Origin of the sequence: Streptococcus mitis (assembly GCF_000960025.1) — a bacterium.
GTDB classification, from domain to species: domain Bacteria; phylum Bacillota; class Bacilli; order Lactobacillales; family Streptococcaceae; genus Streptococcus; species Streptococcus mitis_DH.
In genome coordinates this window covers 461,239-478,148 of the sequence record NZ_JYGQ01000004.1, presented here as the reverse complement: position 1 = coordinate 478,148, position 16,910 = coordinate 461,239, and the positions used below count along the sequence as shown (strand labels likewise).

The following is a 16,910-nucleotide window of genomic DNA, read 5'->3' as shown; positions in this document are numbered from 1 at the left end:
GAGAGTAGTAGTGACTCAAAATGTTGAAAGTCTTCTCGTATCCATTGTAATCAGTGCATACAATGAAGAAAAATATCTGCCTGGTCTAATTGAAGACTTAAAAAATCAAAGCTATCCTAAAGAAAATATTGAAATTCTATTTATAAATGCTATGTCCACGGATGGGACCACAGCTATCATTCAGGAATTTATAAAAGAAGATACAGAGTTTAACTCAATTAGATTGTATAACAATCCTAAGAAAAATCAAGCTAGTGGTTTTAACTTGGGCGTTAAACATTCTGTAGGAGACCTTATTTTAAAAATTGATGCTCATTCAAAAGTTACTGAGAGTTTTGTAATGAATAATGTGGCTGTTATTCAACAAGGTGAATCAGTCTGTGGGGGACCTAGACCGACGATTGTTGAAGGAAAAGGAAAATGGGCAGAGACCTTGCATCTTGTTGAGGAAAATATGTTTGGCAGTAGCATTGCCAATTATCGAAAGAGTTCCGAGGATAGATATGTTTCTTCTATTTTTCATGGGATGTATAAACGAGAGGTTTTCCAGAAGGTTGGTTTAGTAAATGAGCAACTTGGCCGAACTGAAGATAATGATATTCATTATAGAATTCGAGAACATGGTTATAAAATCCGCTATAGCCCAAGTATTCTATCTTATCAGTATATTCGACCAACATTCAAGAAAATGCTGCATCAAAAGTATTCAAATGGTTTGTGGATTGGCTTGACAAGTCATGTTCAGCCTAAGTGTTTATCATTATTTCACTATGTTCCTTGTTTATTTGTTTTGAGTCTTGTGTTTAGTCTAGCATTGTTACCGATCACATTCGTATTCATAACTTTACAATTAGGTGCCTATTTTCTACTTTTGTCATTACTCACTTTGCTGACTTTATTAAAACATAAAAATGGATTTCTAATTGTGATGCCCTTTCTTTTATTTTCCATTCACTGTGCTTATGGCCTTGGAACGATTGTAGGTTTGATTAGAGGATTTAAATGGAAGAAAGAGTACAAGGGAACAGTAATTTATTTGGAAAAATAAGCCAAATAAATTAAAATGTGCTACAATAACAATATAGTAAAACTCTTTTAAGGAGGAGTAAATTTCTATGAATAAAAAACTCACAGATTATGTGATTGATCTGGTGGAAATTTTAAATAAACAACAAAAACAGGTTTTCTGGGGAATATTTGATATTTTGAGTATGGTGGTTTCCATCATTGTATCTTATATTTTATTCTACGGATTGATTAATCCAGCACCTGTTGACTACATTATCTATACGAGTTTGGCCTTCCTGTTCTATCAATTAATGATTGGATTTTGGGGATTGAACGCTAGTATTAGTCGTTACAGCAAGATTACGGATTTCATGAAAATCTTTTTTGGTGTGACTGTGAGCAGCGTCTTGTCATATAGTATCTGCTATGCCTTCTTGCCCCTCTTCTCCATCCGTTTTATCGTGCTCTTTATCTTGTTGAGTACTTTCTTGATTTTATTGCCACGGATTACTTGGCAGTTAATCTACTCTAAACGCAAAAAGGGAAGTGGTGATGGAGAACACCGTCGGACCTTCTTGATCGGTGCTGGTGATGGTGGGGCCCTCTTTATGGATAGCTACCAACATCCAACCAGTGAATTAGAACTTGTCGGTATTTTGGACAAGGATTCTAAGAAAAAGGGCCAAAAACTTGGTGGAATCCCTGTTTTGGGTTCATATGATGATCTGCCTGAATTAGCCAAACGCCATCAAATCGAGCGTGTTATCGTTGCGATTCCGTCGCTTGACCCGTCAGAATATGAACGTATCTTGCAGATGTGTAATAAGCTGGGTGTCAAATGTTACAAGATGCCTAAGGTTGAAACCGTTGTTCAGGGACTTCACCAAGCAGGTGGAGGATTCCAGAAGATTGATATCACAGACCTTTTGGGACGTCAGGAAATTCGTCTTGATGAATCGCGTCTGGGCGCAGAACTGACAGGTAAGACAATCTTAGTCACAGGTGCTGGTGGTTCTATTGGTTCTGAAATCTGTCGTCAAGTCAGTCGATTCAATCCTGAACGCATTGTATTACTTGGTCACGGAGAAAATTCTATCTATCTAGTCTATCATGAATTGATTCGTAAATTCCAAGGGATTGACTATGTTCCTGTGATTGCAGATATTCAGGATTATGACCGCTTGTTGCAAGTTTTTGAGCAGTACAAGCCAGCTATTGTTTATCATGCGGCTGCTCACAAGCACGTTCCTATGATGGAGCGCAATCCAAAAGAAGCCTTCAAAAATAACATTCGTGGAACTTACAATGTTGCTAAGGCTGTTGATGAAGCCAAAGTACCTAAGATGGTTATGATTTCGACAGATAAGGCGGTTAATCCGCCAAATGTTATGGGAGCAACCAAGCGCGTGGCGGAGTTGATTGTCACTGGTTTTAACCAACGTAGCCAATCGACTTACTGTGCGGTTCGTTTTGGGAATGTTCTTGGTAGCCGAGGTAGTGTGATTCCTGTCTTTGAACGTCAGATTGCTGAAGGCGGTCCTGTAACGGTGACAGACTTCCGCATGACCCGTTACTTTATGACTATTCCAGAAGCTAGCCGTTTGGTTATCCATGCTGGTGCTTATGCCAAGGATGGAGAAGTCTTTATCCTTGATATGGGCAAACCAGTCAAGATTTATGACTTGGCCAAGAAAATGGTCCTTCTAAGTGGACACACCGAAAGCGAAATTCCAATTGTTGAAGTTGGAATCCGCCCAGGCGAAAAACTCTACGAAGAACTCTTGGTATCAACCGAACTTGTTGATAATCAAGTTATGGATAAGATTTTCGTTGGTAAAGTTAATGTCATGCCTCTAGAAGCAATCGATCAAAAGATTGAAGAGTTCCGCACTCTTAGTGGAGATGAGTTGAAGCAAGCTATTATCGCCTTTGCCAATCAAACAACCCACGTTGAATAAAAAAGAAAAACGCATATTATTAGGTCTTGAATGAACTGCACCCCAAAAGTTAGACAGAGAAAATCTAACTTTTGGGGTATTTTTATTATGAAATTAACTTATGATGATAAAGTTCAGATCTATGAACTTAGAAAACAAGGCTATAGCTTAGAGAAGCTTTCAAATAAATTTGGGATAAATAATTCTAATCTTAGGTATATGATTAAATTGATTGATCGTTACGGAATAGAGTTCGTCAAAAAAGGAAAAAATCGTTACTATTCTCCTGATTTAAAACAAGAAATGATTCATAAAGTCTTACATGAAGGCTGGACTAAAGATAGAGTTTCTCTTGAATACGGCCTCCCAAGTCGTACGATACTTCTTAATTGGCTAGCACAATACAAGAAAAATGGGTATACTATTGTTGAGAAAACAAGAGGGAGAGTACCTAAAATGGGACGTAAGCCAAAAAAGAGACCTGAAGAGAGGACAGAATTAGAACGTCTTCAAGCAGAAAATGAGTACCTGAGAGCGGAGAATGCCATCCTAAAAAAGTTGAGAGAACTCCGATTGAAGGAGAAAAAAGAGAAAGAAGAAAGACAGAAATTGTTCAAGAATTAATGACTGAGTTTTCGTTAGATATTCTTCTAAAAGCCATTAAACTAGCTCGTTCGACCTACTACTATCACTTGAAACAACTAGACAAACCAGATAAGGACCAAGAGCTTAAAGCTGAAATTCAATCCATTTTTATCGAACACAAGGGAAATTATGGTTATCGTCGGATTCATTTAGAACTAAGAAATCGTGGTTATCTGGTAAATCAGAAAAGAGTTCAACGCTTGATGAAAGTACTCAATTTACAAGCTAAAGTGCGACAGAAACGAAAATATTCTTCTCATAAAGGAGATGTTGGTAAGAAGGCAGAGAATCTCATTCAACGTCAATTTAAAGGCTCTAAAACAATGGAAAAGTGCTACACAGATGTGACAGAATTTGCCATTCCAGCAAGTACTCAAAAGCTTTACTTATCACCAGTTTTAGATGGTTTTAATAGCGAAATTATCGCCTATAATCTTTCAACTTCACCTAACTTAGAACAAGTAAAAACGATGTTGGAACAGGCCTTCACAGAGAAACACTACGAGGATACGATTCTCCATAGTGACCAAGGTTGGCAATACCAACACGACTCTTATCATCGGTTCCTAGAGAGTAAGGGAATTCAAGCATCTATGTCGCGCAAGGGTAACAGCCCAGACAACGGTATGATGGAGTCCTTCTTTGGCATTCTGAAATCGGAGATGTTTTATGGTTATGAGAAGTCATTTCAGTCGCTTAAGCAATTGGAACAAGCCATTGTAGACTATATTGATTACTACAACAACAAACGAATTAAGGTTAAACTAAAAGGACTCAGTCCTGTGCAATACAGAACTAAATCCTTTCAATAATTATTTGTCTAACTTTTTGGGGTCAGTACAGAAAAACCTTGGTAATATGCGTTTTGTTATGTGGAGACTTATACTCTTCGAAAATCTCTTCAAACCACGTCAACGTCGCCTTGCCGTAGGTATGGTTACTGACTTCGTCAGTACTATCCACAACCTCAAAACAGTGTTTTGAGCAGCCTGCGGCTACTTTCCTAGTTTGCTCTTTGATTTTCATTGAGTATTACTCCATTTTCTTCTGAAATAGAGTTGTCGCCCAGTCTATGTTATTGAAAATACTCCAAAACTTCTATGGGTTTGTGAGCGATATAATCAGGTTGATAGTTTAGTAGATCTGCTTGTTCTCCAAATCCCCAAGTGACGGCCAATTTCTGAATGCCTGTTTCTTCAGCCCCCTGCATATCAAACTTGGTATCTCCGATGATGATGGCTTGTTCTGGTGCTAGTTGATGTGTCTTCAAGGCTTGGCGAATGACATCTGCCTTATGGGGTGCTTCAGGGCCGGAACCATAAATGCCATCAAAGAAATGATAGATTCCCAAGTTTTTAGTCATGTCTTGAGCGGTTGGAGTATTCTTTGTAGTGGTGATGTAGAGAGGGTAATTCTTGGACAGTTCTTGAAGTAATTCTACAATCTGGGGAAAGAGTTGAGCTTCATGGATACCTTTTGCCTTGTAGTAAGAACGGTATATCTGCACGGCTTTAGAAATTTGTTCTTTAGGCAGGCAGGTCGCAAAACTACTTTCGAGAGGCGGCCCCATAAAACCACGAATAGTTTTGGCATCAGGGCTAGGCACCCCCAGCTCCTTAAAGGTATAGGTAAAAGCATTGTGAATCCCGATAGAACTGTCAACGAGGGTTCCGTCCAGATCGAAAAAGATCGCTGTGATAGAGGTCATGGTTTCTCCTATTTGATAAACTTATTCTCCGAAAATTTCTTTTTGGAGGCGACGACCAGTAGGGGTGGCAGCGAGACCACCTTCAGCTGTTTCACGGAAGGCAGTTGGCATGCTTGCTCCTACTTGGTACATGGCATCGATAACTTCATCCACAGGAATTTTAGATTCGATACCTGCCAAGGCCATGTCTGCTGCGATGAAGGCAAAGCTAGCTCCCATAGCATTGCGCTTGACGCAGGGAACTTCGACCAAGCCGGCAACAGGGTCACAGATGAGGCCTAGCATATTTTTAATGACAAAGGCAATGGCCTGACTGGCCTGATAAGGTGTTCCACCGGCAGCTAGAGTCAAGGCTGCAGCACTCATAGCAGAGGCCGAACCAACCTCGGCCTGACAGCCACCTTCAGCCCCTGAGATAGAGGCATTGTTTGCGATGACTAGTCCAAAGGCACCAGCAGCAAAGAGGAAATCCAGCTGTTGCTCGTGGCTGAGGTCTAATTTTTCAATAGCAGCTGTTAGAACTGAGGGCAGACAGCCAGAACTTCCTGCGGTCGGAGTGGCACAAACCAAGCCCATTTTAGCATTGTGTTCATTGACTGCAATGGCATTTCGGACAGCAGAGAGAATCGTGTAATCTGACAGAGTTTTTCCGTTTTTAATGTAGTGATCCAATTTGGCAGCATCTCCACCTGTCAGGCCACTACGAGATTTATTTTCATTGAGGCCAAGTTGGACAGAGGCTTTCATGACTTCCAGATTGCGTTCCATGAGAAGGAAGACTTCTTCACGTTCGCGACCGGTCAATTCAAACTCTGTTGTAATCATGAGTTCTGCGACATTTCCTTGAAAGTCTAGTTCTGCCTGCTCGACCAATTCTTTGATAGAATAAAACATGCTTCCTCCTATTTAAAGAAATTGACATTGTGAAGATGAGGGATTTTTCGAATTTCTTCGATGGCTTCATCACAGTTGCGACTGTCGACTTCGATAATCATAATGGCTTTTTCACCAGCTTTTTCACGAGTAACATTCATCTGGGCGATATTGATACCATAGCGGGAAAGGGCCTCTGTTACGAGGGCAATCATACCTGGAATATCTTGATGAACAATGATGATAGTTGGTGTATTCATATTGAGAGAGACGGCAAAGCCATTGAGTTCGGTTACCTGAATATTTCCTCCACCGATAGAAATACCAGTTACGCTGATGGTCTTGTGAGCATTTTTGACGGTAATTTTAGTGGTGTTTGGGTGAGGAGCATTGCTGTCTTTCTGAATGGTCCAGACAATCTTGATGCCACGCTTGTGGGCAATTTCCAGGCTGTTTGGGATTTCAGGATCATCTGTATCCATGCCCAAAATACCTGCAACAAGGGCTAGGTCTGTTCCGTGACCACGATAGGTCTTGGCAAATGAGTTAAATAGTTGGAATTCGACTTCTGTCGGAGTATCATCAAAAATGGAAGAGACAATCTTCCCAATACGAACAGCACCAGCTGTATGGCTACTAGATGGGCCAATCATAACTGGTCCGATGATATCAAAGACAGATTGAAAACGAAGTGATTTCATCAGTTTCCCCTTATAAAAATTCTTATCTCTATTATATCAAAGAATGAAGGTCTTGGCTTTAATTGTGGATGAAAACCTTTTTACACTACAAATAGCATAAAAAAGCATCTTTTGTAACAAAAAATGGCTTATTTAGAGAAATAAAAAATAATTTTGTAATATTTCTACATAAAAGTGTCAAGAAACGGTAATATTTAAAGGGTATGATAGAACTATAGAAAGAAGGAGAATTTTCAAATATGAAATCAACAACTAAAAAGATTAAAACAACTCTTGCAGGAGTAGCTGCCTTGTTTGCAGTATTTGCTCCATCATTTGTATCTGCTCAAGAATCATCAACTTACACTGTTAAAGAAGGTGATACACTTTCAGAAATTGCTGAAACTCACAACACAACTGTTGAGAAATTGGCAGAAAACAACCACATCGACAACATTCATTTGATTTATGTTGGTCAAGAGTTGGTTATTGATGGCCCTGTAGCGCCTGTTGCAACACCAGCGCCAACTACTTATGCAGCACCAGCTGCTCAAGATGAAACTGTTTCAGCTCCAGTAGCAGAAACTGCAGAGGTAGCAGAAGAAGCTCCAGTGGCAAGCGCACCTGCAGCAGAAGAAACGGTTGCTGCAGCAGAAACTTCAGCACCAGCTGCAACTGTAAGTGGATCTGAAGCAGAAGCTAAAGAATGGATTGCACAAAAAGAATCAGGTGGTAGCTACACAGCTACAAACGGCCAATACATTGGACGTTACCAATTGACAGATTCATACTTGAACGGTGATTACTCAGCTGAAAACCAAGAACGTGTAGCAGATGCTTATGTTGCAGGACGTTACGGTTCATGGTCAGCTGCTAAAAACTTCTGGCTTAACAACGGCTGGTATTAAGAAATAACGAACAGAATAATATGAAAAGGTCGAGAAAATTCCTCGACCTTTTTATCTTTTCTTCGGTTGATAATAGGTCTCCACTTCTTTTTTGAGATGAGACAGCATAGAAGTTTCCTCGGTCAGCTCTAGAAGGGAGAACCCTTTTTGGATAAATTTAGCATCATCCCTACAAATTCCGATACGGATATAGCAGATAGCAAGCCTATCGTAGTGCTTCTTTTTCTTAGCATCCTCTAGTAAAGTATAGCAGATTTGTTGACACATGTTTTTGTCTTGATGGTATAAGTAAATGGTGGACAGATTGAGTAGGATTGCCATTCGTAAGTCATATAAATGTTGGTAGTTTTTATAGACTTCCAAGCGTTGCAGGATTTTTCCAGTAATGAGATGGAGGTGATCAATGGGAAAGCTGAAAAGGATGGTATTGAGGATTTTTAGGTCACTTTCATACCATGTATCTTGTTTTTCAATTTTTTCCCACAACTTTTTGATAGTCTGTTTCACTTGGTCCGACAGTTTCTTTGTACCATGTTGACGAATATGAATGACAACTTCAAGCATATCCCTGATTTCTTCTATAGGCAGGTCGTGATGGGTCTTTAGATAGTTTTGGCATGTTTCAAAAAAATCAACTAGACCACTGCCACCAATGATGGAATTCATATTGAGATAAGTTTGCATGATTTCTGTCCGTTGGCTCGGCTGATAGAGATGGCAGATGTAGTCAAATTCTTCAAAACTCATATTCATTTGCCGGAGAAGAAAATCCATATTTTCATATTTAGGAGTTACTTTACCACTTTCAATCTTTGATAGGCTGGTTCTTGATAGGACATTCCCACAGACCTCTTCTTGGGTCAATCCTTTTGACTCACGTATTTCTTTATAGACCTTTCCGAAATCATAACGCATGATTTTCTCCTTTTCGTGAAAAAAGTTAACAAACAATAAAATCCTATTAAAAATATTGTATCATAGTAATATAAAAAGTAGAAAATAAAACTAAAATAAGATTGGTATAATTTTAAAATGGGCTTAACAGTACTATGATGTAGCTAGAAAAGGGGGGATAAAATGTTTAAAAATAAGGAACTTTTTCGAGTAGTTATGATATTTGTGATAGGAATTATCCTAATTTTAATGACACCCGTCTTATTTAAAGTTGTGATGGAACTATTTTCAAAATAAATAGGCCTCTGCTTTATGTAGAGTCGTGAATCAGGAGGTTAAGTGATGAACTACAATTTAAAATATCTTTTATCAGGAATATTTGCCCTAGTCTTTATAGGTTTCCTAGTCTGGATGCGTTATGTTAATCAGAGGAAGGAAGAAGAGCATTCGGATGTGTCTTTTGAAGCGAGGTTAGATAGTGAGGTCAAGGCCTTATATAAACAACTAGGATTGGGTGAGGAGCCTCATTATTTCTTAGCCTATCGCTACCTACATCCCTGGTTTAATTTGGCGATTTTACCACCAACAGTTGAAATTTTCTTAACTAAAATAGCGCTGGTGATGGTGACTCCAGATGAACTGCTGATAAGAAATCTTGGAAATGGTATGACTTTCACAAGTGAGCATCATCGTGATTTTCGGCAAGGACTTATCCGCATTCCAAAATCAGAGATGAAAGAATTTGAGATTCGCAACTGGAAAAAAATTTTTGTATTGGGCGATTTTTTGACAATTAAAACAAGCCAACATAGCTATTATTTACAGGTTAGAGATGATGGACTTCAAAAAGGAAGCCTTTCTACCAAACACTTCTCAGACTTAAAGAGACAAGATTTTCTAGGATTATTGACAGATAAAAGGACATTCTGATAGACAATTGCCTAAAAATCTAATCTCTAAACGTTCAAACATTCAAAACTACACAGTGTTTTCAGCCTTGAACACAATTAAGCTGAGAGAATCACTGTGTGGCTTTATTGGAAAGTTAGTTTTTTCCCAGTTTCGTCTCTTCACGGGAGGTATCTCTATGAAAAAAATCAGTCATTTTTGTATGCTCTTGCTCTTACTGTGTACTACGTTTTTTGTCCTGAATGTAAATGTTACACGAGAAATAGTGCGGATTCAGGAGATGGGCAAGACAACTTATTCATTTGACTTGTACTTGAAAGATGTCACTAAACCGACAGAAACGATTCTCCAGTTTTTTGAAGAGGTTGCAAGTCAAGACAAGGTCTCTATTATCAAAGTAGATAATGGCGATGAGGTGGTCAAGGCTGGTATTTTTGATAAGGAGACCTTCCCCTATCAGGAGTTCGGTCTGACTTCTCTTGATTTTTCAAAGAATGAGAAGGGTGTCTACAGCAACCAGAATCTTCCCAATAATCTAGGAACCATTCCCACCTTTTTAAAGGTGAAACTTATTCGACTCCAGACCTTCCAATCCTATATTGAGGATAAATCCCATACTGTAAATGGACGCTACATGATTACCTCCAGCAAAGAGATAGATCGCGATACCATTCTACAAAAGTGGAGTGATTTTTTCCAGATAGATAAGATGATTTTATTAGAACCCACTTACCGAAGTCAGGTTGGAGTGCTAAATCAAGCTTTGTTACTATCTATCATTATCTTTATCTTGGTAATCTTGCTTGTGATTTTAATGACAGTTTATCAGCCGATGATGGAGATGAAACGAGTGGGGGTTCAAAAGTTACTTGGTTTTCAAAGCAGGGCGATTTTAGCTGGTTTTGTAAAGACTAATTTTTATCTTCTCTTGGGTGGAAGTCTTGTCATTGACTTGGGACTATTTTTAGTGCTGGACTACAGGCCAAAACTTTTGTTTCCAAGTTTACTCTTATCCCAATTTCTGCTTTTACAGTTGTATTTGTTCATCAGTTGGCTGACCTACCTGATGATTCAGAAAATGACAGTCAGTTCCATGTTGAAAGGTTTTTCATCTGTCAAACTTGGTCTTATCTTCAATTATGTGATGAAAATAGGAACAACTATTTTACTGACGGCATTACTGATTGGGGTGGGCAAAAGTCTAGAACAAGAAAACAAAGAACTTGCTTATCAGCAACAGTGGGTAAGCCAAGGCAATTACCTAACCTTAGAAACCTTCAAACTCAATGATAACCTGTGGCAAGAAGAGCTAGCCGGTTCAGGGAAATCTACAGATTATTTCTACCAATTTTATCAAGATTTGCTAGCAAAAACACAAGTAAACTATGTGCGAAGTGCGAGTCTTCCTATCAAACCAGTCATCAAAGCTGAACAAGTACAGCAGTACCAACTGCCTGATAAGGTAGATGTTTACTATGCAAATCGTCAATTTTTAGAGAGTCAGGGCTTTAAGTTACCTGATATCGGCACTAAAAAGGTGATTTTGTTGCCAGCCAGTGACAAAGAACAAGAAGGCAAGAATCAGTTCTTGGGAAAATCCATCGCCTATATTTCTATGAGGTATGAAGATCAACAAAAGAAAACAATAGAAGATATGGATGTAGAAATTGCCTACTATGAAGGAGATTGGTCTTTCTTCCCTTATAATAATGAGCGAAAGGAAAATCTCCACAATCCAATCATTAGTCTGGTAAATGATCAAGACATGATGTGGGAAGAAAAGACTCACTTGTCAATGACAGGTTTAAACAATCCGATGAAAGTTGAAAATACAGAACAAAATCAAAAAGTGATTACAGAGTTAGTCGATAACTTATCTGATGGTAGCTATTTAAAATTTTCATCGATTCAAGCAATTCAAGAGGAGATAGTTGATACCTATCGGGATTCTGTTCGTAATTTTAACGTTCTTTTTGCCTTATTTGCTCTTCTCAGTATGATTGTCTCCTACTTTTTACTCATTACCACTTTCTTGTTGAAGCGCAGGGATATCATTACCAAGAAGTTTATGGGGTGGAAACTGGTCGATCGCTACCGTCCTCTCTTAGTTCTGCTCTTGCTGGGCTATAGTCTGTCTCTTCTAATATTGATTTTCTTTGCCTATGCGTTCTTGCCACTTCTGCTGTTTGCAGGCTTTACATGTCTGGATATACTATTTGTGTTAGTCTTGGCTTCTAGGATGGAGAAAAGAAGTCTAGTAGAGTTATTGAAAGGGGGCATCTTATGATTGAGTTGGAAAATATTACCAAAACCATTGGGAGAAAAGTGATTTTGGATCACTTGTCTCTCAGGATTGATCAGGGGGATTTGGTAGCCATTGTTGGCAAGAGTGGTAGTGGTAAGTCGACCTTGTTAAATTTATTAGGTTTGATAGATGGTGATTATAGCGGACGGTATGAGATTTTTGGTCAGACAAATCTAGCGGTCAATTCTGCTAAATCACAAACAATAATCCGTGAACATATCTCTTATCTGTTTCAAAATTTTGCCCTGATTGATGATGAAACGGTCGAGTACAATCTTATGCTGGCACTGAAATATGTGAAATTGTCTAAGAAAGACAAGCTCAAAAAGGTGGAAGAGATTTTAGAGAGAGTAGGTTTGTCAGCTACTTTGCATCAAAAGGTTTCCGAGTTGTCTGGTGGGGAGCAACAACGAATTGCAGTTGCTAGAGCCATCTTAAAACCCAACCAGCTGATTTTAGCCGATGAACCAACAGGTTCTCTGGATCCTGAAAATAGAGATTTGGTCTTGAAGTTTCTCTTAGAGATGAATCGCGAGGGGAAAACAGTTATTATTGTGACCCACGATGCTTATGTAGCCCAACAATGTCATCGTATCATTGAATTGGGCGAGGGGAAATGAGTTAGCTCTGCTTATTTTGACTGACTGAATACTCATGTTTCCCCATAGATAAATAGCATCAATAAGCTTAGGAATGAAATTTTTATGTAGTTTTCCTAGGTTTTTAAGGAACAACTTGGCCATGTCCTAGATAAACTGGCTCATCTCAAAGGTGTTTTATTAGACTTGGCGGAAAATCATGTGGAGACTATCATGCCGGGCTATACCCATCTGCAACATGCCCAGCCTATTAGTTTTGCCCACCACCTGATGGCTTATTACAATATGTTTCAGAGAGACAGTGAGTGCTTTGAATTCAACCAGAAGCATACAGACCTATGTCCTCTAGGTACAGCAGCTTTGGCAGGGACGACTTTCCCCATTGATCGCTACTTGACTAGTGATTTGTTGGAGTTTAAGCAACCGTATACAAATTCTTTGGATGCTGTTAGTGACCGCGATTTTATCTTAGAATTTCTATCAAATGCCAGCATACTCATGATGCATATGGGTCGTTTTTGCGAAGAAATGATAAATTGGTGTAGTTTTGAGTACCAATTCATTACCTTGTCAGATACATTTACAACAGGTTCCTCTATTATGCCCCAAAAGAAAAATCCAGATATGGCTGAGTTGATTCGAGGAAAGACTGGTAGAGTTTATGGGAATCTGTTTGGATTATTGACAGTCATGAAGTCCTTGCCTTTAGCTTATAATAAGGATTTGCAAGAGGATAAGGAGGGATGTTTGATACGGTCGAAACGATTTTAAATTCCCTCGATGTATTGGCAGGTATGTTATCTAGCTTGCAGGTGAACCAGGAAAAAATGCAAGAGTCTACAGAGAAGGACTTTTTAAATGCAACTGAGTTAGCAGATTATTTGGCAGGGAAAGGTTTGCCATTTAGAGAAGCTCATGAGGCTGTGAGAAGATTAGTGCTAGACTCTATCAAGTCTGCTAAAAATATTCAAGATTGGACTTTGGAGGAATTACAAACCTATCATTCCCTCATTGCCGAGGATATTTATGTCTACTTACAACCTAAAACTGCTGTTCAAAGACGAAATTCCTTGGGAGGTACAGGATTTGACCAAGTGAAATACCAAATTGCAGTCGCTAAGAAAGCAAATAAAGATTTAAAAAGTTGATAAGCAGTAAAAATAAAGGCGCAAGCTTATTTTCATAATAAGTCAGTATGAGCCTTTATTTTGTGATTTTTATCCGTTTTGTAATGATTTTTTGTCTACTATGTAGGATGAATATAAACTCAATTTCAGAAGAAATGAAGTAAATCTTTCCACAATAAAACGCATATTATCAGGTGTTGCTTACCTGATAATATGCGTTTGTCTGATTTCAAAGCTTTTTGGCCAGTCTTTTTCTTAAGGATTACTGCTGACCGAATGATGTAACTCCGCCACCTAAACTAGCGAGATCATCACTGTTTGTTGTGGGAACTCCAGCATTGTTACTATTGGTATTAGTCTCTGCTTGAACTTCTGAAGTATTAGCTGCTTGATTTTGTGTACTTGCCACATCATTTCCGTTGCTGCCAGCACTATCAGATGAAGGTTGTTCGCTTGCAGGCGCTTGTGAACTGTATCTGCTCCCATTTGACTCAGTATAGGTTGGAGTGTAGCTCTCTCCTCCTGAAGAATAGGTTTCTCTTTCCCTCTCGCTACTAGTCGTTCCTGTTTCTTTTTTGTCAGTCTTTTGTCCTTCTTTTTTGGTCAAGACTTCAACTTGCTTTTGGAATTTAGAAATTAGTTCTTGGATGGGTTTTATTTTTTCATCAATAGTGGCTTGTTCGCTTGTGGAGTTGACACTTTTAATGATTCCTAGTATTTTTTGTAAGGAAGTGATGGCTGTTTCAAGTGTTTGTTTATCTTCAAACTGACTATCGGATTCCTTTATATCCATTTTTAAAGCTTTTTCGCTATAATGATTGGTGATTTTATCGGACGTAGTAGTAAGAAAGTCTGCTAATGTTTGCTTGCCTTCGTCAGTGTTTGGCTTCAATTCTTGAATTCTTTTCCAATCTTCTATAATTGTTTCAGAATCGATATTAAAATCTTTGATGGCTTTTTTTACTTGTTCGACATCTTGTTCATTTTTTTGCCGTTTGAAGAAAGCAATATTGCCTCTTTCTGTTAAGATGTTTTCTTGATGAATGACTAAACCTATTAAAAGTCCAAGACTTGCGACAATGATAATAGTAAAAATGGTGTTTTTTGATTTTAGAATATCTTTGTAGTTTTTCACAATCGTTCTACGTACATGGATGGTAGTATCTTTAAGGGATCATGTACGTATTCCTCCTCATTACAGTATATCATTTTTAGTTTATTTTATAAATAAGATAATAAGCAGTAGAGGGATTAAGCTATAAATTACCTTCTTTTTAAACAATTATATATGTATTTACAGAGAGGCTTGTAGATTATCATCCTCTTTCTTGTCTTCTCTAACCAAGCATGTTATAATGAATACTGCTCAAGCGACCTTCAATCGTTAAGCACACACGACCTTCAATCGTGAACTAGTCATTTCGTTTATCTTTTATTACGTCGTTAACTCGTCTTGCCTAACTCAAGTTATGCCTGCGACTCGTTGCCTAGTCCTAAAAGCAAACGAAAAGACTATACTCGAAGAAATTCTATTGAAAGTCATAGTAAATAGAATTTTGAGGGGTATAAATAAACGAATAGATGGGAGACTTACCATGAGTGATAACTCTAAAACACGTGTTGTTGTGGGGATGAGTGGTGGTGTCGATTCGTCGGTGACGGCTCTTCTTCTCAAGGAGCAGGGCTACGATGTGATCGGTATCTTCATGAAGAACTGGGATGACACAGATGAAAACGGCGTCTGTACGGCGACCGAAGATTACAAGGATGTGGCTGCGGTGGCAGACCAGATTGGCATTCCCTACTACTCTGTCAATTTTGAAAAAGAGTACTGGGACCGCGTTTTTGAGTATTTCCTAGCGGAATACCGTGCAGGACGCACGCCCAATCCAGATGTTATGTGCAATAAGGAAATCAAGTTTAAGGCCTTTTTGGACTATGCCATGACCTTGGGGGCAGACTATGTAGCGACTGGGCATTATGCCCGAGTGGCGCGTGATGAAGATGGTACTGTTCATATGCTTCGTGGCGTGGACAATGGCAAGGATCAGACCTATTTCCTCAGCCAACTGTCGCAAGAACAACTTCAAAAAACCATGTTCCCACTAGGACATTTGGAAAAGCCTGAAGTTCGCAGACTAGCAGAAGAAGCAGGTCTTGCGACTGCTAAGAAGAAAGACTCGACAGGGATTTGTTTTATCGGAGAAAAGAACTTTAAAAACTTCCTCAGCAACTACTTGCCAGCTCAGCCTGGTCGCATGATGACTGTGGATGGTCGCGATATGGGCGAGCATGCAGGTCTGATGTACTATACGATTGGTCAGCGTGGAGGTCTAGGTATCGGTGGGCAACACGGTGGAGACAATGCCCCTTGGTTCGTTGTCGGAAAAGACCTCAGCAAGAATATCCTCTATGTTGGCCAAGGTTTCTACCATGACTCGCTCATGTCAACCAGTCTAGAAGCCAGTCAAGTCCACTTTACTCGTGAAATGCCAGAAGAGTTTACGCTCGAATGTACGGCTAAATTCCGCTATCGTCAGCCTGATTCTAAGGTGACCGTCCATGTCAAAGGAGATAAGGCAGAGGTTATCTTTGCAGAACCGCAACGCGCGATTACACCAGGACAGGCAGTTGTCTTTTACGATGGCGAAGAGTGTCTAGGTGGTGGTTTGATTGACAATGCTTACCGGGACGGACAAGTTTGTCAGTACATTTAGATTGACAAATTTTCTCAATTTGCTACAATAATAAAAGCAATAGAAATGATGGTCAAAGCTCATGGATGTTGCAGGCTTTTTTGTCCTGCACTTCTTTGGAGTTTTGACTGTTTTTGTGTCGTTTAAGGGAAAGGACAAGAATGACTCAGCAAGACTTTCGGACAAAAGTAGGAAATACAATTTTTGGAGTTCGGGCGACAGCCTTGATTGTCCAAAATCACAAGCTCCTAGTTACCAAAGACAAGGGCAAGTATTATACTATCGGCGGTGCGATTCAAGTCAATGAAAGCACGGAAGACGCGGTAGTCCGTGAAGTGAGGGAAGAACTGGGTGTCAAAGCTCAAGCTGGGCAGCTAGCTTTTGTGGTTGAAAATCGTTTTGAACAGGACGGTGTTTCCTATCACAATATCGAGTTTCATTATCTGGTGGATTTGCTTGAAGATGCCCCATTGACCATGCAGGAAGATGAGAAAAGGCAGCCCTGTGAGTGGATTGACTTAGACCAGCTTAAGGGTATCAATCTAGTTCCAGCCTTTTTAAAAACGGCCCTACCAGATTGGGACGGCCAACTAAGACACATCCATCTTGAGGAATAGGAGA

General features: G+C 39.3%; 15 protein-coding genes and 1 pseudogene. 10 read left to right on the top strand and 6 right to left on the bottom strand.

Annotated elements, in window-relative coordinates:
- Positions 1-10: 10 nt before the first annotated feature.
- From TZ91_RS09285 to TZ91_RS10280, 3 genes are all read left to right on the top strand, one after another.
- Entirely contained in the window at positions 11-1,048 is a 1,038-nt protein-coding gene (locus TZ91_RS09285) for a glycosyltransferase family 2 protein (protein WP_407829557.1), read from the top strand.
- A 67-nt stretch (positions 1,049-1,115) separates the two neighbouring features.
- The gene (locus TZ91_RS09280) at positions 1,116-2,966 is read left to right on the top strand and encodes a polysaccharide biosynthesis protein (RefSeq protein WP_033687539.1); all 1,851 of its coding nucleotides are present in this window, start codon (positions 1,116-1,118) and stop codon (positions 2,964-2,966) included.
- An 87-nt stretch (positions 2,967-3,053) separates the two neighbouring features.
- Positions 3,054-4,402 (top strand): IS3 family transposase gene (locus TZ91_RS10280; protein WP_115262387.1). Its coding sequence is split into 2 segments (ribosomal slippage): positions 3,054-3,495 and positions 3,495-4,402, totalling 1,350 coding nucleotides; the frame shifts between segments, so codons are not numbered across the junction.
- Positions 4,403-4,424: 22 nt separating this feature from the next.
- Here TZ91_RS10280 and TZ91_RS10480 read toward each other — a convergent pair.
- The 4 genes from TZ91_RS10480 to sdaAB are packed head-to-tail and all read right to left on the bottom strand — an operon-like array spanning position 4,425 to position 6,872.
- Positions 4,425-4,616: a hypothetical protein gene (locus TZ91_RS10480; RefSeq protein WP_033687538.1), complete on the bottom strand. Its 192-nt coding sequence runs from the start codon at positions 4,614-4,616 to the stop codon at positions 4,425-4,427.
- A 49-nt stretch (positions 4,617-4,665) separates the two neighbouring features.
- A complete protein-coding gene (locus tag TZ91_RS09260; protein WP_033687536.1) occupies positions 4,666-5,298 on the bottom strand; it encodes an HAD-IA family hydrolase in 633 nt (210 codons plus the stop codon).
- A gap of 21 nt (positions 5,299-5,319) precedes the next feature.
- Positions 5,320-6,192, bottom strand: a complete 873-nt coding sequence (sdaAA, locus tag TZ91_RS09255; RefSeq protein WP_033687533.1) for an L-serine ammonia-lyase, iron-sulfur-dependent, subunit alpha — start codon at positions 6,190-6,192, stop codon at positions 5,320-5,322.
- Between the two features lie 8 nt (positions 6,193-6,200).
- The gene (sdaAB, locus tag TZ91_RS09250) at positions 6,201-6,872 is read right to left on the bottom strand and encodes an L-serine ammonia-lyase, iron-sulfur-dependent subunit beta (protein WP_000838912.1); all 672 of its coding nucleotides are present in this window, start codon (positions 6,870-6,872) and stop codon (positions 6,201-6,203) included.
- A 239-nt stretch (positions 6,873-7,111) separates the two neighbouring features.
- Between sdaAB and apf the strand changes: the two genes are divergently transcribed.
- Entirely contained in the window at positions 7,112-7,759 is a 648-nt protein-coding gene (gene apf, locus TZ91_RS09245) for an aggregation-promoting factor (RefSeq protein WP_033687528.1), read from the top strand.
- Positions 7,760-7,810: 51 nt separating this feature from the next.
- Here apf and TZ91_RS09240 read toward each other — a convergent pair whose 3' ends face one another.
- The gene (locus tag TZ91_RS09240) at positions 7,811-8,674 is read right to left on the bottom strand and encodes a helix-turn-helix domain-containing protein (RefSeq protein ID WP_033687525.1); all 864 of its coding nucleotides are present in this window, start codon (positions 8,672-8,674) and stop codon (positions 7,811-7,813) included.
- A gap of 321 nt (positions 8,675-8,995) precedes the next feature.
- Here TZ91_RS09240 and TZ91_RS09230 point away from each other — a divergent pair, with 321 nt between their 5' ends.
- From TZ91_RS09230 to argH, 4 genes and pseudogenes are all read left to right on the top strand, one after another.
- Positions 8,996-9,583, top strand: coding sequence for a hypothetical protein (locus tag TZ91_RS09230; protein ID WP_033687524.1), 588 nt, complete (start codon positions 8,996-8,998; stop codon positions 9,581-9,583).
- 157 nt (positions 9,584-9,740) lie between these two features.
- Entirely contained in the window at positions 9,741-11,849 is a 2,109-nt protein-coding gene (locus TZ91_RS09225; protein WP_033687522.1) for an amino acid ABC transporter permease, read from the top strand.
- Positions 11,846-12,487: an ABC transporter ATP-binding protein gene (locus TZ91_RS09220; protein ID WP_033687520.1), complete on the top strand. Its 642-nt coding sequence runs from the start codon at positions 11,846-11,848 to the stop codon at positions 12,485-12,487. The genes TZ91_RS09225 and TZ91_RS09220 overlap by 4 nt, the downstream gene beginning before the upstream one ends.
- Before the next feature lie 105 nt (positions 12,488-12,592).
- Positions 12,593-13,614: pseudogene (argH, locus tag TZ91_RS09215) on the top strand (argininosuccinate lyase); the annotation flags it as partial.
- Positions 13,615-13,855: 241 nt separating this feature from the next.
- Here the strand turns inward: argH and TZ91_RS09210 are convergent.
- Entirely contained in the window at positions 13,856-14,728 is an 873-nt protein-coding gene (locus TZ91_RS09210) for a hypothetical protein (protein ID WP_033687519.1), read from the bottom strand.
- A 460-nt stretch (positions 14,729-15,188) separates the two neighbouring features.
- On the opposite strand from TZ91_RS09210, the gene mnmA reads away from it, so the two are divergent.
- Complete coding sequence (gene mnmA, locus TZ91_RS09205) at positions 15,189-16,310, top strand: tRNA 2-thiouridine(34) synthase MnmA (protein WP_001282954.1); 1,122 nt, start codon at positions 15,189-15,191, stop codon at positions 16,308-16,310.
- 140 nt (positions 16,311-16,450) lie between these two features.
- Positions 16,451-16,906, top strand: a complete 456-nt coding sequence (locus TZ91_RS09200) for an NUDIX hydrolase (RefSeq protein ID WP_033686137.1) — start codon at positions 16,451-16,453, stop codon at positions 16,904-16,906.
- Positions 16,907-16,910 lie beyond the last annotated feature (4 nt).

What these genes read in the sequence shown, in the direction of transcription:
- TZ91_RS09280 (WP_033687539.1), top strand. Translation starts at nt 1,116, where the DNA reads ATGAATAAAAAACTCACAGATTATGTGATTGATCTGGTGGAAATTTTA.
- TZ91_RS10480 (WP_033687538.1), bottom strand. Translation starts at nt 4,616, where the DNA reads ATGAAAATCAAAGAGCAAACTAGGAAAGTAGCCGCAGGCTGCTCAAAA.
- TZ91_RS09260 (WP_033687536.1), bottom strand. Translation starts at nt 5,298, where the DNA reads ATGACCTCTATCACAGCGATCTTTTTCGATCTGGACGGAACCCTCGTT.
- sdaAA (WP_033687533.1), bottom strand. Translation starts at nt 6,192, where the DNA reads ATGTTTTATTCTATCAAAGAATTGGTCGAGCAGGCAGAACTAGACTTT.
- sdaAB (WP_000838912.1), bottom strand. Translation starts at nt 6,872, where the DNA reads ATGAAATCACTTCGTTTTCAATCTGTCTTTGATATCATCGGACCAGTT.
- apf (WP_033687528.1), top strand. Translation starts at nt 7,112, where the DNA reads ATGAAATCAACAACTAAAAAGATTAAAACAACTCTTGCAGGAGTAGCT.
- TZ91_RS09240 (WP_033687525.1), bottom strand. Translation starts at nt 8,674, where the DNA reads ATGCGTTATGATTTCGGAAAGGTCTATAAAGAAATACGTGAGTCAAAA.
- TZ91_RS09230 (WP_033687524.1), top strand. Translation starts at nt 8,996, where the DNA reads ATGAACTACAATTTAAAATATCTTTTATCAGGAATATTTGCCCTAGTC.
- TZ91_RS09225 (WP_033687522.1), top strand. Translation starts at nt 9,741, where the DNA reads ATGAAAAAAATCAGTCATTTTTGTATGCTCTTGCTCTTACTGTGTACT.
- TZ91_RS09220 (WP_033687520.1), top strand. Translation starts at nt 11,846, where the DNA reads ATGATTGAGTTGGAAAATATTACCAAAACCATTGGGAGAAAAGTGATT.
- mnmA (WP_001282954.1), top strand. Translation starts at nt 15,189, where the DNA reads ATGAGTGATAACTCTAAAACACGTGTTGTTGTGGGGATGAGTGGTGGT.
- TZ91_RS09200 (WP_033686137.1), top strand. Translation starts at nt 16,451, where the DNA reads ATGACTCAGCAAGACTTTCGGACAAAAGTAGGAAATACAATTTTTGGA.